Annotated in this window: 21 protein-coding genes; 14 read left to right on the top strand and 7 right to left on the bottom strand. The window is 69.1% G+C overall.

Going from position 1 to position 21,589, the window contains the following annotated elements; genetic code table 11:
* Positions 1 to 13: 13 nt before the first annotated feature.
* From LQ222_RS06740 to LQ222_RS06685, 12 genes are all read left to right on the top strand, one after another.
* The gene (locus LQ222_RS06740) at positions 14 to 400 is read left to right on the top strand and encodes a hypothetical protein (protein ID WP_230165322.1); all 387 of its coding nucleotides are present in this window, start codon (positions 14 to 16) and stop codon (positions 398 to 400) included.
* 10 nt (positions 401 to 410) lie between these two features.
* Positions 411 to 1,145, top strand: coding sequence for a response regulator (locus tag LQ222_RS06735; RefSeq protein ID WP_230165320.1), 735 nt, complete (start codon positions 411 to 413; stop codon positions 1,143 to 1,145).
* Positions 1,146 to 1,243: 98 nt separating this feature from the next.
* The gene (locus tag LQ222_RS06730; protein WP_230165318.1) at positions 1,244 to 2,512 is read left to right on the top strand and encodes an ATP-binding protein; all 1,269 of its coding nucleotides are present in this window, start codon (positions 1,244 to 1,246) and stop codon (positions 2,510 to 2,512) included.
* A 173-nt stretch (positions 2,513 to 2,685) separates the two neighbouring features.
* Positions 2,686 to 3,126, top strand: coding sequence for a DUF305 domain-containing protein (locus tag LQ222_RS06725; protein WP_230165316.1), 441 nt, complete (start codon positions 2,686 to 2,688; stop codon positions 3,124 to 3,126).
* A gap of 15 nt (positions 3,127 to 3,141) precedes the next feature.
* Positions 3,142 to 3,765, top strand: a complete 624-nt coding sequence (locus tag LQ222_RS06720) for an RNA polymerase sigma factor (protein WP_230165314.1) — start codon at positions 3,142 to 3,144, stop codon at positions 3,763 to 3,765.
* 536 nt (positions 3,766 to 4,301) lie between these two features.
* Positions 4,302 to 4,541, top strand: coding sequence for a DUF2933 domain-containing protein (locus tag LQ222_RS06715; protein WP_230165313.1), 240 nt, complete (start codon positions 4,302 to 4,304; stop codon positions 4,539 to 4,541).
* The gene (locus LQ222_RS06710; protein WP_230165312.1) at positions 4,538 to 5,197 is read left to right on the top strand and encodes an isoprenylcysteine carboxylmethyltransferase family protein; all 660 of its coding nucleotides are present in this window, start codon (positions 4,538 to 4,540) and stop codon (positions 5,195 to 5,197) included. The genes LQ222_RS06715 and LQ222_RS06710 overlap by 4 nt, the downstream gene beginning before the upstream one ends.
* Positions 5,198 to 5,235: 38 nt before the next feature.
* Positions 5,236 to 7,338 carry a heavy metal translocating P-type ATPase gene (locus tag LQ222_RS06705; protein WP_230165311.1) on the top strand — a complete coding sequence of 701 codons (2,103 nt, stop codon included), beginning with the start codon at positions 5,236 to 5,238 and terminating at the stop codon, positions 7,336 to 7,338.
* Positions 7,335 to 7,835, top strand: a complete 501-nt coding sequence (locus tag LQ222_RS06700; RefSeq protein ID WP_230165310.1) for a hypothetical protein — start codon at positions 7,335 to 7,337, stop codon at positions 7,833 to 7,835. Before LQ222_RS06705 ends, LQ222_RS06700 begins: the two co-directional genes overlap by 4 nt.
* 151 nt (positions 7,836 to 7,986) lie before the next feature.
* Entirely contained in the window at positions 7,987 to 8,787 is an 801-nt protein-coding gene (locus tag LQ222_RS06695; RefSeq protein WP_230165309.1) for a Spy/CpxP family protein refolding chaperone, read from the top strand.
* A 57-nt stretch (positions 8,788 to 8,844) separates the two neighbouring features.
* Positions 8,845 to 10,620, top strand: coding sequence for a DUF3141 domain-containing protein (locus LQ222_RS06690; protein WP_230165308.1), 1,776 nt, complete (start codon positions 8,845 to 8,847; stop codon positions 10,618 to 10,620).
* Between the two features lie 93 nt (positions 10,621 to 10,713).
* Complete coding sequence (locus tag LQ222_RS06685; protein WP_230165307.1) at positions 10,714 to 12,150, top strand: multicopper oxidase family protein; 1,437 nt, start codon at positions 10,714 to 10,716, stop codon at positions 12,148 to 12,150.
* 336 nt (positions 12,151 to 12,486) lie between these two features.
* Here the strand turns inward: LQ222_RS06685 and LQ222_RS06680 are convergent, their stop codons facing one another.
* From LQ222_RS06680 to mntR, 3 genes are all read right to left on the bottom strand, one after another.
* Positions 12,487 to 12,906 carry a hypothetical protein gene (locus tag LQ222_RS06680; RefSeq protein ID WP_230165305.1) on the bottom strand — a complete coding sequence of 140 codons (420 nt, stop codon included), beginning with the start codon at positions 12,904 to 12,906 and terminating at the stop codon, positions 12,487 to 12,489.
* A gap of 179 nt (positions 12,907 to 13,085) precedes the next feature.
* Positions 13,086 to 13,529: a helix-turn-helix domain-containing protein gene (locus tag LQ222_RS06675; protein WP_230165302.1), complete on the bottom strand. Its 444-nt coding sequence runs from the start codon at positions 13,527 to 13,529 to the stop codon at positions 13,086 to 13,088.
* Positions 13,526 to 13,981 (bottom strand): manganese-binding transcriptional regulator MntR, encoded by a 456-nt coding sequence (mntR, locus tag LQ222_RS06670; RefSeq protein ID WP_256444008.1) that lies wholly within the window; start codon positions 13,979 to 13,981, stop codon positions 13,526 to 13,528. Before mntR ends, LQ222_RS06675 begins: the two co-directional genes overlap by 4 nt.
* Before the next feature lie 83 nt (positions 13,982 to 14,064).
* Here mntR and LQ222_RS06665 point away from each other — a divergent pair, with 83 nt between their 5' ends.
* On the top strand, positions 14,065 to 15,405 hold the full coding sequence (locus LQ222_RS06665) for an Nramp family divalent metal transporter (protein WP_230165300.1): 1,341 nt from the start codon (positions 14,065 to 14,067) through the stop codon (positions 15,403 to 15,405).
* A gap of 24 nt (positions 15,406 to 15,429) precedes the next feature.
* A complete protein-coding gene (locus LQ222_RS06660; protein WP_230165299.1) occupies positions 15,430 to 15,906 on the top strand; it encodes a hypothetical protein in 477 nt (158 codons plus the stop codon).
* 155 nt (positions 15,907 to 16,061) lie between these two features.
* Here the strand turns inward: LQ222_RS06660 and LQ222_RS26195 are convergent, their stop codons facing one another.
* From LQ222_RS26195 to LQ222_RS06645, 4 genes are read right to left on the bottom strand one after another with little or no spacing between them, the layout of a single operon-like run.
* Complete coding sequence (locus LQ222_RS26195; RefSeq protein WP_256444007.1) at positions 16,062 to 16,196, bottom strand: hypothetical protein; 135 nt, start codon at positions 16,194 to 16,196, stop codon at positions 16,062 to 16,064.
* Complete coding sequence (locus LQ222_RS06655; protein WP_230165298.1) at positions 16,193 to 16,684, bottom strand: hypothetical protein; 492 nt, start codon at positions 16,682 to 16,684, stop codon at positions 16,193 to 16,195. The genes LQ222_RS26195 and LQ222_RS06655 overlap by 4 nt, the downstream gene beginning before the upstream one ends.
* On the bottom strand, positions 16,684 to 19,857 hold the full coding sequence (locus LQ222_RS06650) for an efflux RND transporter permease subunit (RefSeq protein ID WP_230165297.1): 3,174 nt from the start codon (positions 19,855 to 19,857) through the stop codon (positions 16,684 to 16,686). The genes LQ222_RS06655 and LQ222_RS06650 overlap by 1 nt, the downstream gene beginning before the upstream one ends.
* Positions 19,854 to 21,500, bottom strand: a complete 1,647-nt coding sequence (locus LQ222_RS06645; protein ID WP_230165296.1) for an efflux RND transporter periplasmic adaptor subunit — start codon at positions 21,498 to 21,500, stop codon at positions 19,854 to 19,856. The genes LQ222_RS06650 and LQ222_RS06645 overlap by 4 nt, the downstream gene beginning before the upstream one ends.
* Positions 21,501 to 21,589: the final 89 nt, after the last annotated feature.

Genomic DNA, 21,589 nt, shown 5'->3' with positions numbered 1-21,589 from the left:
AAGGACAACGCCCATGAACCGACGCATCCTCCTCGCCGCGACAGCGATGCTGTCCGTCCTCGCGCCAGCTGCGCGCGCGAGCATCACCCGCGGCCCGAATGGCGGCCAGCGGATCGACCTTGCAGGCGGACACGCCGAACTTGTCGCCGACGGGAATGAACTCAGGCTCTATCTGAGCGATAATTCGTATCGCCCCCGGTCCGCCGAGGGCGCCAGCGGCCAGGCGGTCGTGCTGGCCGGTGGCCGGCAGACAACGGTACCCCTCACGCCCGCAGGCGCAGATATGCTGCGAGGGCAGGGGGACTTTATCGCGGCTGCTGGAATGCGCGTGGTCGTTACCTTGACCATGCCGGGACAGCGCCCTTCGCAGGGGCGGTTCACGCCGAGGGATCAGAGTTGAGGATGACCAAATGGCGCCGGACCTGCTGACGCCGGAGGCGCATGTGCTCGTCGTCGAGGATGACGGCGAGATGCGTAACCTGATCGCGAAGTTTCTGCGTCAGAACGGCTACCGCGCGACCGGTGCGCGCGACGGCCGCGAGATGTGGGAAACCCTCGCGAATGCCGCGGTGGACCTCATCCTGCTTGACGTGATGCTGCCGGGACAGTCAGGCCTAGACCTGACTCGCGCGCTGCGCGCGAAGACCCAGGTCCCGATCATCATGGTGACGGCGCGCGGCGACGAAACCGACCGCGTGCTTGGCCTCGAACTCGGTGCCGATGACTACATCCCGAAACCGTTCTCTCGGCCTGAGCTTCTCGCGCGGATTCGTGCCGTGCTGCGTCGGGCGCAGGGGAGCGACCAGCGTGCCTCGGGACTGGTTGCGGACCGCCTGCTCTTCGCCGGATGGGCGCTCGACACGCGGCGACGCGAACTCATGGCGCCCGATGGCGTCGCTGTCGATCTCTCAGGTGGCGAATACGATCTCCTGCTGGCGTTCTGCGAGCACCCACAGCGCATCCTCAGCCGCGACCAACTGCTGGACCTCGCCCGCAACCGGGTCTCGGACGCGCTTGATCGCACGGTGGACGTGATGGTGAGCAGGCTCCGCCGGAAGATGGAGCCGACCGAGGAAAGCCCGACCATCATCAAGACCATCCGCGGCGCCGGCTACATGTTCGTCCCTGCGGTCGCCCGCGGGTGAGCGGGACGCCTCCTGGCCGATTCCGGCTCCGTCTTGTCCCCGATACCCTTGGCGGGCGCATCGTCCTCGTTCTGCTGATCGGGTTGCTGACATTCCACGTGGGCAGCCTCTGGCTGCATCAGGTCGGCACCGACGCCCTGCTCGGGTCTACGCGTGAACGCCAGACTGCAGAACGCCTCGCCGCGGCGAAGCGCGCCGTGGCCGAGCTGCCCGTCGCCGATCGCGACAGGACAGCGCATGCCCTATCGTCCGCCAGCCTCGACATGCATTGGACCCCGGCGCCAACTGTCCGCCTGGTCGATGAGACAAGCCCGCGGATCGAAGCGCTGCGGACCCGGCTCGTCGAACTGGTTCCGGAACTTCGGAGCACCGGCCTGCGGCTGGGCTATGCAGAGGACGGCACATCCCCGATGCCTGGTGGCGAGCAATTCCGTCACGTGATCATCGGTGCAGTCGAGCTGCCTGACGGGTCCTGGCTCAATTTCTCGGCCGGCCTGTTTCGCCCCCCTACCGCCGAACATGCGAGCCTGTTGTCCACCAGCGCCATGGCGGCCGGCATCCTGCTCCTGGGACTGCTCGTCGTCCGCCTCATCGGCCGCCCGCTGCGGCAGCTGTCCGATGCCGCCGATCGAATCGGCATGCCCGGCGTGACGGTCCGCATGCCCGAGACCGGCCCCTACGAGGTGCGTCACGCGGCGCTCGCCTTCAACCGCATGCAATCCCGCATCAACAAGCTGATCGCGGACCGTACGCAGGCACTTGCGGCGGTCAGCCACGATCTGCGCACACCGATCGCGCGGCTGAGGCTGCGCGCGGGTTTCCTCGACGATCCTGAAGCACAACGCGCGATCGATGCCGATCTCGACGAAATGGACGCCATGATCGGCGCGACGCTCGCCTACCTTCGCGGAGAGGACGAGCTCGAACCTGAGCGTCCCACTGACATCGTTGCCCTTCTCGAAACACTGTGCGACGCCGCAGCCGACACCGGCGCAGAAGCGCACTATGATGGACCTGGGCAGGCTCGCCTCACATGCCGCCCGGTGGCCATCAAGCGCGCTTTCGCGAACCTCATCGAGAACGCGGTGAAATACGGAAAGGTGGCGCGGGTTCAACTCGATGATCTCGCTGAGCGCATCCTTGTGCGCATCGACGACGATGGCCCCGGAATTCCCGAAGCCGACATGGAGGTCGTCTTCGAACCGTTTCGGCGGCTCGATCCATCCCGCAACCGCGGCACCGGCGGAACCGGTCTTGGCCTCACGATCGCGCGCCAGGTGATCTCGCAACATGGCGGCACGATCCGGCTCCTGAACCGGCCGGCGGGTGGGTTGACCACTCTCGTGGAGTTGCCGCGCACGCGCTGATGGCGTGCCAGAAGCAGACTTTGTCCCGTGCGATTCCTTGGCCACGTCGGGCATTTCGCCCCTGCCAGTCTCGCCTGACATGTTTTGTCACACTGTGTTGATGCGCGGGACATGCGCTGGTCCGAACTTCACCTCGTCACCGATCAGGTGGCGACACCATGAAGGAGTTCGAGATGCGTCGTTCCATTCTTGCCGCGGTGGCCGCCGCCGCTCTTGTCGGCGGTGGCGCGGGCTATGTGCTCGCCCAGGGCATGCCGCCCGGCCACCGTATGCCCGGCGGCCAGATGATGCCCGGCATGCAGCACGGCCAGATGCCGATGCAGCAGGGCATGCAGCCCGCCGGGCCCGGCGCCTCCGCACCGTCATCGCAGGCCTTCGCGGCGGCGATGGACAAGATGCATCGCGACATGGCGATCCAATACAGCGGCAATGCCGATCGGGACTTCGTCGCCGGCATGATCCCGCACCACCAGGGTGCGATCGACATGGCGCAGATCGTCCTCCAGCACGGCCAGGATCCGGAAGTCCGGCGGCTGGCGCAGGAGATCGTCTCCGCGCAGGAACGCGAGATCGCCCAGATGCGCGCCATGCTTGCGCGGCTGCCGGCCCGCTGATCGGCGGACGCGGTCATGCAACGCCTCGAAGACCGGCCCGCTGGTCCAACCCGCAAGCGTCGGGGAGAAACGGCGGTCCACGACACTCTCGTTTCCGACTTCGAGGCGATCCGCCGGTGGCTGTTGCGTCGTTGCCGAGGCGATGCGCAGGTCGCCGGCGAGATCCTGGCCGCATTCTGCCTGCGCGCACTGACGCGCGCGCCAGAGTTGCGTGACGCGGCGGCGGTGCGCGGTTGGCTTGCGATCGTGCTGCGCTCCACCGTCGCGGATCACTGGCGTTCGGCACGTGCCGAACGCCGCAGGGTCCGATCCGACGATCCCCAGACCCTGGAGCGTCGCGAAGAGTACACGGTGCCGCACCCGATGTCGTCTCGTCACCGCGAGCCCTGCGACTGCCTCCCGGATGTCGTGGCGCAGTTGCGGCAGGGGGAGCGTGATCTGCTGCAAGTGATCGATCTCGGGGGAGGTGATCGCGCCCAGCACGCCGAGCGCCTCGGTCTGACGCGCAATGCGCTCGACGTGCGCCTGCATCGTGCGCGGGCAGCGTTGCGGACCGCGTTCCTGGCGCATTGCGACGCGTGTTCCGAGGGCGGAAGCTTCGACCCGTGGACCTGCCCCGCTCCCGCCGGCGGCGTGTAAGGAATCGTCTGCGGCACCGTCTGTTCCAATGTGGCCCGGCAATGTGTCAGCCGGCCATGCAATGGAAGGGGAGTGCATGCGATGCACCGCGAAGCAGAGTCAACCGGACCGTCGGCTGATCCCGGAGGCCTCGATCCGCTCACGCTCACCACGGACTTCGCCGCTCGCGTCCACGGGATCACCGGCGCATTCGCTGCTGCTCAGGCCGGCGCCGCCCAGGACGCAATCGACCGTATGGCTGCGCATGGTCGTCAGCTCGCGGAGGCCCGAGACCCCTTCTCGGTCCTCGTCATGCAGGTGGACTGCTGCCTTGCCATGCTCGAAGCCACGACCACGCGGTTCAGGGCCGCGTTGACGGGACTGCCGCATCCTCGGACCGCCAGCACCGCTTTCATGCCCGAACCCTCGTCACCCTCCACGCATGACAGCGCTGAGCAAGCCGCGGACGCGCACCTATCACGCAGCCCTTCACGCAAGGCCAATGCAAGCATCGCGTCCGACGGTCGGGCGTCCGGTGGACGCCAGGAGTGAGAAGCATGTCCCAGCATTCGCACGAACCGGCGGGCCAGGTGACGAGAGCAGGCTTCTGGCGCAGCCGCACCGGTCTCACCTTCATGATCTTCGCGGCCGCGGTCGCCGCCTACCTTCTCTTCAGCCACACGGCGCATGTCTTCCAGTGGCTGCCCTTCGGGCTGATCCTTCTTTGCCCCCTCATGCACATCTTCATGCATGGCGGGCACGGTGGTCACGGCGGCGATGCGGGCAAGCAGCCATGAGTCCGACCGCCGGTTACGGCTTCTGCCTGCTCGCCGCTGGAAATGCCGCGCTCTTCATTGGCTTCGCGTACAGCTTCGCCCGTCCGCTCAACGGGCGCGACTGGCGCAGCTTCGGCGCTTTCTCGGCGTTCATCGTGGCACTCTTTGCCGAGATGTATGGGTTCCCCCTGACCATCTATCTCCTCGCCGGCTGGCTTCAGACGCGCTGGCCCGGAGTGAACTGGTTCAGCCACGACAGCGGCCACCTGCTCGAGATGGTTGCCAGGCCGGGCATCAACCCGCATTTCGGACCATTCCACCTGCTCAGCACGGTCTTCATTCTTGTGGGGTTCTGGCTGATCGCGGCGGCCTGGCCGGTACTCTACCGGGCCGTGCGGCGCGGTACGCTTGCAACCACCGGCCTCTATGCGCGCATCCGGCATCCGCAATACGCGGGCTTCATGATGATCATGACCGGCTTCCTTCTCCAGTGGCCGACCCTCGTCACGGTGGCGATGTATCCTGTGCTGCTCGTCATGTACCTCCGCCTCGCTGCACGCGAGGACGCCGCCGCGGCGGCGCAGTTCGGCGCCGAGCACGCCGCCTGGGCGAAGCGCGTCCCCGCCTGGATCCCAAGGCTGAGCAGCTCGTCTCGCGGACCGGCGATCTCGCCGTGACCCTTCGCCCCACGAAAACGACCGCAGGGTAGTCCGACATGACCGACCACGCCGCACATCGCCATCACCAACATACTGCGCCCGCGAGCGACGGCGCACCGCACACCGGCCATGGCGAGGCAGGTCACGACCACGGCGCGATGGTCGCCGATTTCCGCCGCCGCTTCTGGATATGCCTCCCGCTGACCATTGCCGTCGTGGTGCTCTCGCGGCACATCCAGATGCTGGTGGGCCTGCCCGGCGTCCTGGCCTTCCCCGGCAGCGCGTTCGTCGAGGCCGCGCTCGCGAGCGTGATCTTCTTCTACGGCGGCTGGCCGTTCCTCGCTGGGCTGTCGGGGGAATTGCGGCGCGGCAAGCCCGGCATGATGACGCTGGTCAGCCTCGCGATCGTCTCCGCCTACGTCTATTCGCTTGCCGTGCTCGCCGGGCTGCCGGGCGACGTGTTCTTCTGGGAAACTGCGACCCTCATCCTGGTCATGCTGCTTGGCCATTGGCTTGAGGCCAAGTCCGTGCTCGGCGCTTCGGGCGCCCTTCAGGCCCTTGTGCGCCTGATGCCGGCAACGGCGACCCGGCTCGGCGAGGGCAGCGCGCAGGAGGAGGTGCCGATCGCCGCGCTGCGGCCCGGCGACCTCGTGCTCGTGCGCCCGGGCGCGAAGGTGCCGACGGATGGCATCGTTACCGAGGGCCGCTCGTCCATGGACGAGAGTATGCTCACCGGCGAATCCCGCCCGGTGGATAAGGCCGTCGGCGCCCGCGTCGTCGGCGGCGCGGTCAATGGGGAAGGCGCGCTGACCGTGCGGATCGAGCGCACCGGCGGCGAGACCTATCTCGCGCAGGTGATCCGCCTCGTGGAACAGGCCCAGGCCACGCGGTCGCGCACGCAGGATCTCGCCAATCGCGCCGCCGCCGTGCTCACCTGGGTCGCGATCGGGGTCGGTGGCGGGACATTCGGCGTCTGGCTGCTCCTGGACGCGCCGCTGGCCTTCGCGCTGGAGCGGATGGTGACCGTCATGGTCATTTCCTGCCCGCATGCGCTCGGCCTCGCCGTGCCCCTGGTGGTAGCCGTCAGCACCGAACTCACCGCCCGCAACGGCCTGCTGATCCGCGATCGCGCAGCCTTTGAACGGGCGCGCGCGCTCCAGGTCGTCGTCTTCGACAAGACCGGGACGCTGACCGAAGGTCGCTTCGGCGTCGCTGCCGTGGTCCCGCTCGGCGTCGGCTTCGACGAGGCCGCGGTGCTGCGTCTGGCCGCCGGTCTCGAATCCTCCTCCGAGCATCCGATCGCCAAGGGAATCCTGCGCGGCGCGGAGGCGCGTGGCATCGTGCCGCCGGCGGCGACCGAATTCCGCAACCTGCCCGGCGAAGGCGCGCGCGCGACAATCGAGGGGGTCGCGGTCGAGGTGGTCAGCCCCGGCACGCTTCGCCGCCGCGGCGTCGAGTTAACGGATGCCCGCGTTGCCGAGGAACAGGCAGCCGGCCGGACGGTCGTGTTCGTCACGGCTGACGGCGCGCTGGCGGGCGCGGTCGCGCTGGCGGATGTCGTGCGGCCCGAGAGCCGGGAAGCCGTCCGCCAGCTCCGCGCGCTCGGGCTGCGCTGCATGATGCTGACGGGCGATGCACGGCCGGTCGCCGAACAGGTCGGCCGCGAACTCGGCCTCGACGAGGTGCGCGCCGAGGTGCTGCCGCACCAGAAATCCGAGGTGGTGCAGTCCATACAGGCGCGCGGCCTGACCGTCGCGATGGTGGGGGACGGCGTGAACGACGCGCCGGCACTCGCCCAATCCGACCTCGGCATCGCGATCGGCGCGGGGACGGACGTCGCAGCCGAGGCCGCCGACATCGTGCTGGTGCGCAACGACCCGCGCGATGTCGTCGCGATCCTCGCGCTCGCGCGTGCGACCTATGCGCGCATGGCCCAGAACCTGGCCTGGGCGACCGGCTACAACGTCGTGGCGATCCCGCTGGCCGCCGGCGTCGGTGTGCCGTGGGGGATTCTGCTCACGCCGGCGGTCGGCGCGGCGCTGATGTCGCTCTCGACCGTCGTCGTCGCGGTCAATGCGCGACTGTTGGGGCGCCAGGGCGAACGCCGGCTCGCGGCGCTTCGCGCCGACGTCGCGCGCAGCGACACGGCTGCAGGATGATCGAAGGCGCCCCCCCGATGCCGACGGGCCACGTCACGCGCCATCCGGCGAACTGGCTGCCGGCGATGCGCGGCACCATGATCCGGCTCGTGCCGGCGATGCTCGCATGGGAGATCGTGCAACTGCCGCTCTATACGCTCTGGCGCGACGGTACGGCGTGGGAGTTGGCTTTCGCCGTTCTGCACTGCACCGCCGGCGATGCGCTGATCGCGCTCGCCGCATTGTCCTGGGCCTTGGTGATCGTCGGCGCGCCGCAGTGGCCCGAGCGGGCCTTCGGACGGGTGCTCGCCGCCACGGTCGTGATCGGTCTCGCCTATACGGTGTACAGCGAATGGCTGAACGTCGAGATCCGCGGCAGTTGGGCCTACGCCGCCGCAATGCCCGTCCTGCCCATTCTCGGCACCGGGGCCGGCCCATTGCTGCAATGGGCAGTGTTGCCGCCGCTTGCACTGGTAGGTGCGCGGCGTGCGCTGCGCGAGCAGGCCGCCAAGCCGTGACCTGCACCTGCATAGCGGAGCCGCCGCGCGCCGCGATCGGACCTGCATCGGGTCCGCAAATCCCGCGCCGGAATTCCTGCGCGGCCCTACCGAGAGGAAACATGCCATGACCAGACACGCACCAGGCGCCGTCGTCGCGATGACGGCATTGTTGCTCAGCCTGCCGGCCGCGGCACAGCAGGCGCCAGCACCGGATCCCCACCACCCGGCGGGCGCGCCGCCGGCCACCCCCGCAGCACCAGCCCAGGCCACGCCCGCGCCGCCTCCCGCGACGCCCGGCGGCATGGGAATGATGAGCGGCCCCGGCGGCATGGGCATGATGGGCATGATGGGCGGCGAGGGCCGACCGGCCGGCATGCCGGCGATGCGCCATCATGGCGCGTACGGCTCGCCGACGAACGTCATCATCAACATCGGCCCGGGGATCCGTCTCGAAGTCGAGGATGCCGACCGGTCGCCTGGATCACCCCGGCCCGGCATGATGCGGGGCATGATGCCCGGAGCCATGCAGGGTGCGTCGCCCATGGGCGGCATGGCGGGGCGTTCCGGCATGGCCGGCAGCTCGCCCATGGCAGGTCCGCTGCATGAGATGCTCGCCGAACGCGTCGAGGGCGGCCTGGCCTTCCTGCGCGCGGAACTGCGCATCCGTCCCGACCAGGAAGCGGCCTGGAGCGCCTTCGCCGGGCGCATCCGTGAAGCCGCGGCGCGCTACCGCGGCGCGGTCGAACGGATGCCGGCACCGGCCGCCGGGCTCGAGGCGCGTCTTGCAATGGCGGAAACCCGCCTTGCCGCCGAGCTCGAGCGCGCGCGGGCCTGCCGCGAGGCGGCCGCCGCGCTCCTGCCGGCGCTCGACGACGCGCAGCGGCGGACCGTGGACGCGTTGGCGTGGCTCGTCATTCCTGGCAGCGGCGCCGGCATGATCGCCGGCGCCTCGAGTGGCACCGGCCGGTGAGGGACCGCCGGCGGGGACACCCACCCCGCCGGCCCTCGCCACATGGAAGGCAGGACGATGGCAGACCTCGGCAGCGCCACACCGACCGATCCCGCAACGCCTGCGGTCCTGCCCGACATGTCCGATGCTGCCGGATACATGATCGACGCGTGGCAGCGCGCAATTCTCTTCTGGGACGTGCAGCGCGAACGCGCCAACGACATCCTGAGCCAGTACAGCGCAGGTGCGCCGGATATCCTCGCGTTTCGGCACGAGACACTGCTCGATGCGCGACGTTTTCCGCGCCCGGCGAACTACGCGCTCCTGCGCATCACGGCGTATGGGGAGGACGAGGCCGACCATTGTCTCGACCCGGCGAAGCCGCCCCTGATCGTCATCGACCCTCGCGCCGGGCACGGACCGGGGATCGGTGGAACCCGACGCGAGTCCGAACTCGGTATTGCGCTGCACGAGGGATACCCCGTCTACTTCGTGACGTTCTTTCCCGCACCATGCCCCGGGCAGACGCTGATCGACGTGCTGCACGCGCTGCGGCGCTTCGTGGATGCCGTCGCCGCGCGGCACGAGGGCAGGCCACCGATTCTCTACGGGAACTGCCAAGGTGGATGGGCGGCTATCCTGTTGGCGTTGCACTGCGAGGGATCGCTCGGCCCCGTCGTGCTGAACGGATCGCCGCTGTCGTACTGGTCGGGGGAGCCGGGCGTGAACCCGATGCGGCTGGCGGGCGGCCTGTCCGGCGGCGTCTGGCCGGTGCGGCTGCTCGCCGATCTCGGCGATGGCCAGTTCGATGGCGCCTGGCTCGTGCAGAACTTCGAGGGCCTGAAGCCCGAGAACGCCTTGTGGGAGAAGTACCTTCCGCTGTTCCTCGACCCGGAAGGAGAGCGGGCCCGGTTCCTTGCCTTCGAGCGCTGGTGGAACACATTCTACGCCCTGAGCCGCGATGAGATCACCACCATCGTCCGGCACCTTTTCGTCGGCAACGAGCTCGAACGCGGCGTGCTCGACCTCGGCGACGGCACCCGCATCGATCTGCGTGAGCTGCGCAGCCCGCTGGTGATTTTCGCGTCGCAGGGCGACAACATCACGCCGCCGCACCAGGCCCTCGGCTGGATCGCGCGGGTGTACCGCGATACCGACGCGCTGAAGCAGGCGGGACAGCGCATCGTCTATCTGCTCAACCCGAAGGTGGGTCACCTCGGGATCTTCGTCTCGGCTTCGGTCGCCCGTTTCGAGCATCGCGCGATCCTCGAGGCGCTCGACGAGGTCTCCCTGCTTGCGCCCGGCCTCTACGAGATGACGATCGACAACCCGACCGGCGATCCGGAATGCCGGCGACCGCAATACAGCGTCGGGTTTGTCGAGCGCCGGGTCGAGGACCTCCGTTTCGAGCCTCCGTCCGCCGCCTTCGAGCGCGTCGGCGAGGTCTCGAAGTGGAACGATGCAGTCTATGGCGCCCTTGTCTCGCCATGGATCCGGGCCGCAGCGAACCCCGCGGCAGCCGCGATGGCGCGCTGGATGCATCCGATGCGCGTCAGCCGTTATCTGCTTTCGGAACGGTTCGCACCTTGGATGGGCGGCGTCGCGGTCATGGCAGATGCGGTGCGCGCCGCACGGGCACCGGGCGGGAACGACAAGTTCCCAACCGTGCGACTTGCCGAGCGCGACGCGCTCGCGGCGGTGACACAAGCCCTGCGCGCGACGCGGGAGATGCGCGACACGTGGCATGAGTTCCTTTTCCGGGCGCTCTACGGCGGGTTCCAGCTGAGCGCGCCGGGCGGCTCCGGCCCGACCATCCGGGAGCGGGATGCGTCGGGAATGCCAACTGCCGGATGAATGATCAGGCGGAAACACTTTGTCGCGCTCCGTTCAATTTCGCGTCGTCTCACGGTGGGCAGACTTGCCCGGTTGTTGATTGGAGCGAAAACCATGAGCCTTTCACGCCGTGTCCTGATGGCAGGCGGCGCAGCACTTCCCCTGTCGATCTGGAGTGCGGCCCGTCAGCCGGCAGAAGCAGCCACCGAGCCCACGGTGATCCGTGCCACGTCACGCACGCTCGACATCGACGGTCGCGCGGCGACGGTCCTGGGCCTTCTTCGCCCGGATGGCGGTCACGGACTGGTGCAACAACCCGGCGAGCGGTTCCGCGTGCGCCTGGAGAACCGGCTGCCTGAGCGGACCATCATCCACTGGCACGGCCAGACCCCGCCCTTCGCGCAGGACGGTGTGCCCGATACGCCGCTGCCGTTGATCGCAGCCGGCGCCGACCGTGCCTTCGACTTCGTGCCCAATGCCGGCACCCACTGGATGCATGCCCATGTGCCCGACCAGGAGATGCGCCTTCTCGCGGCGCCGCACATCGTGCGCAGCGCGGAGGATGCCCGAGCGGATCGGCAGGAGGTCGTGATGATGCTGCACGACTATTCGTTCACGCCGCTCGGCGAGATCCTCGCCCGGCTCGGGGCGGGCGGTGGCGCGCCGCATGCCGCGGCGGGCAATCCGCATGGCGGGATGTCGCCTGCCGCAGCGCCGCACGGTGGCATGCCGATGGGCGCGGCGGACATCAATGACATCGACTTCGACGCCTACCTTGCCAACGACCGGACGCTGGGCGATCCGGAGGTGGTCCGGGTCGAACGCGGCGGCCGCGTGCTGCTGCGCGTCATCAACGGCGCGGCGGCGACGGTGTTCTGGATCGATACGGGGCGACTCGAGGCGTCTGTGGTCGCAGTCGACGGACATCCGGTCGATCCGCTTCGCACGACGCGCTTCGCGCTTGCGATGGGCCAGCGCGCCGATCTCCTTCTCGAGCTGCCAGGTGAAGGCGGCACCTTCCCCATCCTCGCGCTGCGGGAAGGCGCGCGGGAGCGGAGCGGAATCATCCTGGCCACGACCAACGCTCCGGTTGCGCGCATCGCCCCGGAGGCCGACAGCGCCGCGCCTGGCTTCGACGGACGGCAGGAGCTGCGGCTGCATTCGGCGAGCCCGGTGCCGGCGCGGCGCGCTGATCGGAGACTGTCGGTCACGCTCAACGGCGGAATGACGCCCTATGTCTGGTCCATCGATGATCGCCCCTGGGGTCGGCACAGGGTGCTCGAAGCCCGCCGTGGCGAACGCGTAGAGCTGACGATGACGAACGTGTCGATGATGGCGCATCCGATGCATATCCACGGGACGGTGTTTCAGGTCGTGGGATGGGGATCCCAGCGTTTCGTCGGCGCGAGGCGCGACACCGTCCAGGTGCCGCCGATGGAGCGCGTTACCCTGGCCTTAGAGTTCGCAACGCCAGGTCGCTGGATGTTCCATTGCCACCACATGCCGCATCTCGCGACGGGCATGATGACGGAATTCGTCGTGGCGGGCTGACACCCACGGCACGAGCGCTTGACTCGTACCGAGCGCCCGGAAGGGCGCCGCCGGGAGTCCGGCGTCACGCCACGGGCGTGCTCTTCGCACGACGCCAGGGAAACCGGAGGTTTCCGCCCGGCGCCTGCGGGTCGGCAACGGCGGATATCAGCGGTCGAAGAATTCGACCGTTGGTATGGGTGGCTCCTGCGTCGGCAGTGCGCCGGTCAAAAACGCCGCAACACTCTTCAGCGGCATGCTGAAGAGTGTTGCTGCGCGGCGATGACCGGGTTCTTGGAACCCTTGCCTGCAAGGCCGCCACAAGGCCCGGACCTTTGAGGCCCGGGCCCGCTTGGCTTACCGTAGCGACGGCGGCAGCGAGCGCAGGTTCCACAGGCCTGCGTTGTGGCCGCCGCCGACATTCGGCATCGCATGCGGCATGTTCGCGGCCTGCTGATCGTCGTACTCGACGCTGAGGTTCTCGCCGCTGCCCACGATGCGCGCGACCGGACGGGACACGACCATGCGCGGCGGCGCCGAGGTGTCGTATTCGATCTCGACATTCTCGCCGTTCGTGATGACGCGGCGGACCGGCAGGGACGACAGCGACGACGCGCGATCGGAATAGATCATGAAGCCGGTGCGGCCGAGCATCACAGGTTCGAGCGACACCACGGGCTGGCCATCCGCCTTGGCCGCGGTGGCGATCGTGCCGAGGATGACCAGCGCGGTCGCGGCGGAGAGAACGAGGCGCGGATTGCGGATCTGGGTGGGCATGGATGCATTCTCCTTTTCGACCGTTGCTTGGCCGACGAGGTGAACATGCCGAGTGGAGTTTTCCGGCTGACGACAGTCCCGTGACAAAGGATTCCCGCGCTGTAGCACTGTTGCAGCTGCGAAGGACGCGCGCGCGTGGGTGACGGCAACGCGCTGCGCTCAGGTGCCTCCGGGCGTGATCATCCGCGCGCCCGATGGATCGGATCCGCGCAGTGCCCATGCGCGAAATCGGCGAGTGTCTCGATGATCCTGCAGTCGCCGACCACGCCGCCCTCGCAGCTGGTCGCCATCCGCTGCAATTCGGCGCGCAGTGCCGAGAGGCGCCGCAGCCGCGCATCGATCTCGCTGATCTGCGCCGTGGCAAGCGTGTGCGCAGCCCCGCAATCGGCTTCGGGATGATCGGCCAGGTCGAGCAGCGCTCGGATTGCCTCGCTCTCAAACCCCAGTTCGCGCGCATGGCGGATGAAGCCGAGGCGTCGCAGATGCGCCGCACCATAAATCCGATGTCCGCCTTCGGTGCGTGCGGGAGGGGGCATCCAGCCTTCCTGCTCATACCACCGGATCGTCGTCGGCTTGACGCCTGTCTCGCGCGCGAGGTCACCGATCGAGTAGGTATCGGTCATGCGCGATCCTTCTCTGCCTTCGCGACGAACCTTGCAAAGGCCGCAAGCGCCTTCTCGCTCGCGTGGTGCTCCAGTCCCTCCGCATCCTGCTCGGCGGTTTCCGGGTCGAGCCCGACCGCGATGAGGAAGCGTACCACGAGGTCGTGGCGCGCTTTCGCCGCCTCGGCCATCGCCCGGCCGGTATCGGTGAGGAACAGGCCCCGATAGGGCTTCGTCTCGACCAACCCGTCGCGCTGCAGCCGTCCGACCGTGGCCGTCACCGTCGCCTGCGAAACACCCATGCGCCGGGCGATCTCGACGGCCCGCGCTTCGCCTTCCTCGCGCAGCAGGTCGGCGATGAGCTCGACGTAATCCTCCGCGGTCGCCGTGCGGTCGGCCTCACGCTGGCGCGCGAAGCGCACGGCATGGTCATCGACCGGTGGAAGGGATCGCCTGGTAGGGCTGCGTGTCATGACTCGGATATGGAGATGGAAGCGGACCCACTTGATAGTCGTGTTGGCATAACTTAGCCTAGGCTTAACTTCGGAGCCGCGACATGACACCGCCTCCTGATGACGCCGCCGCCACGACGGCCGTATCCGGCCCGCCCAGCCTGCCGGAGGTTCACCGCAGCGTCGCGGTGCCCAATGCCGGCGGCTTCCTGCGCAAGCTGTTTGCCTTCATGGGGCCGGGCTACCTGGTGGCGGTCGGTTACATGGACCCGGGCAATTGGGCGACCTCGCTCGCCGGCGGCTCGGCCTTCGGATACACGCTGCTCGCGGTCGCACTCACCTCTTCGTTGATGGCGATCCTGCTGCAGGCGCTGTGCGTGCGCATCGGCGTCTCGACCGGACGCGACCTGGCCCAGTTGTGCCGGGAGCGGTTCCCCAAGGTCGTCGCCTATCCGCTGTGGCTGTTCGCCGAGATCGCCATCTGCGCCACCGACCTGGCCGAGCTGATCGGCACCGCCATCGCGCTCGAGCTGCTATTCGGCATTCCGCTGCTCTATGGCGTGTTCCTGACCGCGCTCGACGCCTTCCTGATCCTGTGGCTGCAGAACAAGGGCGTGCGCTGGCTGGAGGCGCTGATCTTCGGCTTCATTGCGCTGATCGTGGGCTGTTTCGGCATCCAGATCGTGCTGTCGGACCCGGATTGGGCGGCGGTGCTGAACGGCTACATCCCTGCCGTCTCGATCGTGACGAACCAGACGCAGCTCTACATCGCCATGGGTATCCTCGGCGCCACCGTGATGCCACACAACCTTTACCTGCATACCGCCGTTGTGCAGTCGCGGTCCTGGAACCTCGACGAAGCGGGCAAGCGCGAGGCGATCAAGTTCGCCACCATCGACAGCTCGCTGGCGCTGACGCTCGCGCTCCTGATCAATTCTGCCATCCTGATCACCGCGGCCGCCACCTTCCACGCCAGCGGCAACACCGAGGTCGCCGAGATCGGCGAAGCCTACCAACTGCTGACGCCGCTGCTGGGCGCGGGCATCGCCGCGACCGCCTTCGGCGTGGCGCTGCTGCTGTGCGGGCTGAACGCCACGGTCACCGCGACCCTGGCCGGGCAAGTGGTGATGGAGGGCTTCCTGCGGTTCCGTCTGCCGCCGGTGCTGCGACGGCTGGTCACGCGGCTGATCGCCATCATCCCGGCGGTGATCGTCACCTGGATGTATGGGGCGTCCGGCACCGCGCAGCTGCTTATCCTCAGCCAAGTGATCCTGTCGATCCAACTGCCATTCGCGGTGATCCCGCTGATGCTGTTCGCGCAGGACCGCAAGCGGATGGGGGTCTTCACCGCGCCGGCCTGGCAGCTCGCGCTGGGCTGGGCTACGGCGGCGGTGATCGTCGGGCTGAACATGAAGCTGCTGTTCGATGCCGCGTTTGGGGACTGAACCCCGTTGGAAGGAACGATCGCCATGGTCCGCCGCCGCGCTATCCTTGCCGCGACACTTCTCGGCGCATCAAGCGCCGCGAAGGCCGCGGGCGACCTGACCCGGCAGCCGCCGGTGGTCGTCGTCGTCGAACTCGGGCGGTCCGACGGTAGCCACGCCTTCGAGCCGAACCGGCTGCGCTTCGAGACCGGGCGCCTCTACAATCTCGTGCTGCGCAACGTGAGCCACGACCCGCACTACTTCACCTCCGACGAGTTCGCTGCGCGTATCTTCACCCGCAAGGTGCAGGTCACGCAGCGACAGCCGGATGGTCGTGAAGTGACGCTGGCGGAGTTCAAGGGCGTCATCCGCGAGGTCGAGGTCTATCCCGGCCACGCCGCGGAATGGTGGTTCGTGCCAGTGGCGACGGGTCGCATCACCGACCTGCGCTGCGGCATCGTCGCTGCCGATCGCCGCACCCATGCCGAACATGGCATGGTGGGCGAGATCGTCATCGAATAGGCGCGAGCCAGCTGTGAAACCCCTCAGTCATCGGCGGGTGGGAATGGAGAAAGGCACCGCCGACCTGCTCGCTCCGCCGTGGAGGGCATGGCGCCATGACGAAACCGCCGGCGCTGCTCGTGTGACGCCACTTCCTCTGCGGTCTGCGATACGCGTCAGTCAACGGTGCCGGCCGGACACGAGATATTTCGCGAGTGCCGCGCCGACGAGACCAGGATCGCCATCACGAGGGGGAAGATGATGCCCATCCCGAGCATCATCCAACCGCCGCTCATGATCCCGTCCATCATGCGCCTGCCTCATCGGCTTTACTCCGGCAAGGCGCGCTGCGCCGCGCCCAGGCGAAGGCGAGCAGCGGCACGATGATCCACTGCGCGATCGGGGATAGGCCCAGCTCAAAATCTCCCAGCCGGACCACAGGCATGTGTTCCGAGTAAGCCCAGGAGGCACGTACGACGATGTTCAGCCACTCGCTGAACGCCGTATAGCCGACGCCGAACGCCATCGTGAGCGCGGCGACGGCGCCGAAGCGCCGCGCTGGCCAATCACCGTGCCCCGCAAGCAGCAACGCGAGTGTCAGCGAGGCCGTTGCAATCAACAGGTCGCCGCCGGTGCAATGCACGACGGCAAACGCGTTCTCGCGCCAAGTCCCTGTCCGCCAGATCGTATAGAGCGGCAGGTGCGCCGCCTCCCACAGGAGGTTGCCGGACCCCATGACCAGCAGCCAGGCGCGCAGGGCGGCAAGCCAGCCATGGGATGCCGCGATGCCGCCCGGCATCACGCCACCTCCAGCGCGCGCGGCGCGTCCGGCCCCGCGCCTTCGGCATCCGGTTGCGCCTCGCGCGGCAGGCGCCACCCCTTCGCGATGGCATAGAGCGCTGGGATCACCACGAGGGTCAGCACCACCGACGACGCCATGCCGCCGATCATCGGCACCGCGATGCGGCTCATCACCTCCGAGCCGGTGCCGCTCGCCCAGAGCAGCGGCAGTAGGCTGGCGACAATCGCGGCAACCGTCATCGCCTTCGGCCGTACCCGCTCGACCGCCCCCTCCATCACTGCTGCGGTGAGGTCGGCGCGCGTCGGCGCCCGCCCCTCGGCAGCGCGGCGCGCCCGCACCTCGGCCCAGGCGTGGTCGAGGTAGACCAGCATCACGACGCCGGTCTGAGCCGCGACGCCGGCCAGCGCGATGAAGCCGACCGCGACGGCGACGCTCATGCTGTGGCCGAGCCAGAGCATCAGCCACAGCCCGCCGACCAGCGCGAAGGGCACCGACAGCATGACGATCAGCGTTTCGGTCAGCCGGCCGAAATAGAGGTAGAGCAGCAGGAAGATCAGCGCGAGCGTCGCCGGCACCACTAGCTTCAGCCGCGCCTCGGCGCGTTCGAGGTACTCGAACTGTCCGCTCCACTGCAACTCGTAGCCCGGCGGCAACACGACCCGGTCCGCCACCGCCTGGCGCGCCTCGGCGACATAGCCGCCGAGGTCGCGACCGCGCATGTCCACGAACACGTAGGCGGCGAGCCGCGCGTTCTCAGTGCGGATCGTGGATGGCCCACGCGCCGCCTCGACGCGGGCGACGCTGCCGAGCGGCACGCGAGCGCCGCCATTGCCCTCGACCAGCACCTCGGTGGCGATCGCCGCCGGGTCGTCGCGCAGATCGCGGGGGTAGCGCAGGTTGACACTGTATCGGCGGCGCCCCTCCACCGTCGTGGCCACCGCCTCGCCGCCCAGCGCCGACCGCACCGCGTCCTGCAGTTGCGCGACCGTAAGCCCTTGGCGGGCCAGAGCCTCGCGGTCGGGAATCACGTCAAGGTAGTAGGCGCCGGTGATGCGCTCGGCGAAGGCGCTGGTGGTGCCGGGCACGTCGCGCACCGCAGCCTCGACCTCGCGCGCGACACGCTCGATCACGCCGAGGTCAGGGCCGAGCACCTTGACGCCCACCGGCGTGCGGATGCCGGTCGAGAGCATGTCGATGCGGGCACGGATCGGCATGGTCCAAGCGTTGCTGACGCCGGGCAGGGTCACCGCGCGGTTCATCTCCTCGATCAGCGCGTCCAGCGTCAGTCCGGGCCGCCATTCGGATCGCGGCCGCAGGTTGACCAGCGTCTCCGACATCTCCATCGGTGCCGGGTCGGTCGCCGTCGACGCGCGGCCAGCCTTGCCATACACGGAGGCCACCTCAGGGAAGCCGGCCAGGATGCGGTCCTGCGTCTGCAACAGCTGGGCCGCGGTGGTCACCGAGATGCCCGGCAGCGTCACCGGCATGAACAGCAATGTGCCCTCATCGAGCGCCGGCATGAACTCGCTGCCGAGACGGCGGATCGGTTCGACCGCACTCGCCAGCACCACCAGTGCCAGCACGATGGTGACGGCCTTGAAGCGCAGCACCAGCGCGATGATCGGGCGGTAGACCGCCATGAGCGCGCGGTTGATCGGGTTCCTCGCCTCCGGGACGATGCGCCCGCGGACGAACAGGATCATCAGCACGGGCACCAGCGTCACCGACAGCAGTGCCGCCGCTGCCATGGCGAAGGTCTTGGTGAGCGCGAGCGGATGGAACAGCCGCCCTTCCTGCGCCTCCAGCGCGAAGACCGGCAGGAAGGACACGGTGATCACCAGCAGGCTGACGAAGAGCGCCGGCGCCACCTCGGCCGTGGCATCGAGCAGCACCTTGAGGCGCGGCGCGTCGGGCCCGGCGCGCTCCAGGCGCTTGTGGGCGTTCTCGACCATGACGATGGCGGCGTCCACCATGGCGCCGATCGAGATGGCGATACCGCCGAGGCTCATGATGTTGGAACCGACGCCGGCCAGCTTCATCGCCAGGAAGGCCGCCAACACGCCCACCGGCAGCATCAGGATCGCCACCAGCGCGCTGCGCAGATGCAGCAGGAAGACCGCGGTCACGACGGCGACGATCAGGCTCTCCTCCAGCAGCGTGGCCTTGAGCGTTTCGATGGCGCGCAGGATGAGGTCGGATCGGTCGTAGACCGGCTCGATCACCGTACCGGCTGGCAGCGAGCCGGCGGCCGCTGCGAGGCGCGCCTTCACGCGCTCGATGACCGCCAGCGTGTCCTCGCCGTGCCGCTGCACGACGATGCCGCTCACCGCCTCGCCCTCGCCATCGAGCTCGCCGACGCCACGTCGCTCGTCGGGGCCGAATTCCACCCGTGCCACGTCGCGCAGCAGCACCGGCGTGCCGGCGCGCGAGCGCAGCATCACCTGCTCGAGGTCCTCCGGCGAGCGGACGTAGCCGCGGCCGCGCAGCACGTACTCCGCCTCGGCGAGCTCGACGACGCGGCCGCCGGCCTCGCCGGTCGCGGCGCGGATCGCCTCGCGAAGCTCGGCCAGGCCGATCCCGTAGCCGCGCAGCCGCACCGGGTCGGCCACCACCTGGTACTGGCGGACATAGCCGCCGACGCTCGCCACCTCGGCGACGCCTGGTGTCGCCGCGACGCGGTAGCGCAAGTCCCAGTCCTGCAGCGCCCGCAATTCGACCAGCGGCTCGGTCTCGGAGCGAAGGACGTATTGATACACCCAGCCGACGCCCGATGCGTCGGGGCCGAGCACTGGCGTCACGCTCGTAGGCAACCGCCCGGCGGCGCCATTCAGGTATTCGAGCACGCGGCTGCGCGCCCAGTAGATGTCGGTGCCGTCCTCGAACACCACGTAGAGGAACGAGACACCGAAGTACGAGAAGGCGCGCACCACGCGCGCCCGCGGCACGCTGAGCAGCGCCGTGGCGAGCGGATAGGTGACCTGGTCCTCGACCACCTGCGCCGCCTGGCCCGGCATCTCGGTATAGACGATGACCTGCACGTCCGAGAGGTCGGGGATCGCGTCGAGCGGCGTGTTGCGGACCGCCCAGATCCCTGCGACCGCCAGAAAGGCGGTGGCGAACAGCACCAGGAAGGGGTTGCGCCCCGACCAGCCAACCAGGCGGGCGATCATCGCACGGCCGCCTCGCCGGGCGTCGGCGCGGCGGTGAAGGCCGCGAGCGCCGCGCGCATGTTGCTCTCGGCGTCGATCAGGAAGGTGGCGCCGACCACCACGCGCTCGTCGCCGGCCAGCCCCTCCAGGATCTCGACCGCGCCGCCGGCGCGCGCGCCGGTCCGCACCTCGGCCGGGCGGAAGCGACCGCCGCCGAGCTCGACCAGCACGACCCGCCGGCGACCGCCGTCGAGTACCGCCGACGCCGGCACCGCCACCACTTCGCGCCCGTTGGCGACGGGGGCCGCGATCTCGACGGTCGCCAACATGCCGCCGAGCAGCCGGCCGCCGCGGTTCGGCAGCATCACGCGCACGCGTGCCGTCCGGGTGGCTGGATCGAGCGCCGGGTAGATGCGGTCCACCACGCCCTCGAAGGCCTCGCCGGGAAAGGCGGCGATGCCGACGCTGGCCGGCTGGCCGGCCCGCAGGGCGCCGGCGTCCTGCTCGTACACGTCCGTCATCACCGCGACGACGGACAGGTCGGCCAGCGAGAAGAGCGGATCGCCCGGCCGGAACATCATGCCCTCCAGCGCTGTCTTGGCGAGCACCGTCCCGGCGATGGGGGCCGGGATGATCACGGTGCGCGAGGCGCGGCCGGAGGCGCGGATGCCGTCGATCTGCGCCTCCGACAGACCAAAGTTGAGCAGCCGAACGCGTGCCGTGTCGGGGTCGCCGGGCCGGCGCGAGGCCTGGCTCGCCAGGTAGTCCGCCTGCGCCCGCAGCAGTTCCGGGCTGTACACCTCCATCAGCGCCTCGCCGCGCGCCACGTCGCGGCCGGTCTCGTTGACGTGGAGCCTCTCGATCCAACCCTCGAAGCGCGAGGTCACCGTGGCCTGCCGGCGCTCGTCCGGCGTCACGGTGCCGACGGCGCGGATGGTCCGTGCGAGGACGCGTCGCTCGACCGGCTCGGTCCGCACGCCGAGCGTCTGGATGCGCGCCGGGCTGAGCCCGACCGTGCCGTCCTGCGACGCCTCATCCGCGTAGACGGGGATGTAGGCCATTCCCATCGAGTCCTGCTTCGGTACCGGCGAGACGTCCGGCAGGCCCATCGGATTGCGGTAGTAGAGGATGCGCCGGTCGCCCGGAGGCGTTCCGGTCGGCGCCTCCGCAATCTGGGGGGCGGCCTCCGGCGTATCCGCGTCGCCGCGCCGCTGCGGCAGCGGCGGCAGGACGGGCGCTATCTGCGACGGGTAGATGGGCAGGAAATCCATGCCCATCGAATCCTTCCGCGGCGCGGTGGCCGTGGCCGATCCGCCCATCGGGTCGCGGTAGAACAGCGGTGCCTCGCCGGCGGCCGGCGCGGGCAGCGGGTTGGGCAGGCGCCCGAGAAGCGCCGCGACCTCGGACCGGCGCACCGGCAGGAAGTCCATCCCCATCGAGTCCTGGCGCGGCCGGGCGGACACCACCCGCTCGCCCATCGGGTCGCGGTAGAACACGACCGGGTCATCCTGCGCCGGCCGGCGCTGCGATTGGGCAGCGGCTGGACGGACCCAGTTGAGCAGGCCGTCGGGCAGGGTCGGCGACCCGGTTGCGACGAAGTGGCCGGCCGCGAAGCCGGCGACGCCCAGCGCGAGCGCGCCGAGCACGGCATGATGCTTCTTCATGGAACGCAATCTCCCCCGGCGGTTGATGCCGGGCCATCGGTGACGGGACAGCAGGTGAAGGCACGGGACGGCCATTGGCCGACGCCGCA

This window comes from Roseomonas sp. CECT 9278 (assembly GCF_918698155.1).
Classification (GTDB): Bacteria; Pseudomonadota; Alphaproteobacteria; order Acetobacterales; family Acetobacteraceae; genus Neoroseomonas.
The sequence above is the reverse complement of the archived record's forward strand: the minus strand, read 5'-3'. Positions and strand labels throughout refer to the sequence as shown.